The following is a 466-nucleotide window of genomic DNA, read 5'->3' as shown; positions in this document are numbered from 1 at the left end:
CCCCGCACACTCACCACGACCCGTCTTGTCGGTCAGGGCGGTACCATTAACATGAGGATTAACCTGTCTGACCCGGAGTTTCAGCGGGATATGCTGGTCATTGACGGCGGGCAGGCCACCGGGAAAACCTGGCTGAACTTCACTCACACCGGAGATGCCGGGCTGGGGCTCGCCACCACCGGGGACGGCATCAGAGTGGTGGACGCCATTAACGGGGCCACCACCGACGCCGGAGCTTTTTCCCTTGCCCGTAAGCTGCAGGCCGGGGTCTACAACTACACCCTGAACCACGGCAGTGCGGATGAAAGCTGGTACCTCACCAGTGAGGCCGGATACCGGTCTGAGGTGGCGCTGTACGCCTCCCTCTTTGCACAGAGTATGGATTACGACCGGGCGCTGGCGGGCAACTACAGCCAGCGCAGCACAGTCAAAGGTGACAGCGGCGTCTGGGGGCGTATTCAGGGCG

Annotated in this window: 1 pseudogene; it reads left to right on the top strand. The window is 62.4% G+C overall.

Going from position 1 to position 466, the window contains the following annotated elements:
- Positions 1 to 466 (top strand): annotated as a pseudogene (locus ACU8YC_RS26965) (AIDA repeat-containing protein); the annotation flags it as partial.

Source organism: Citrobacter sp. VF227 (genome assembly GCF_052950715.1).
This window is presented reverse-complemented; position numbering and strand designations above follow the sequence as displayed.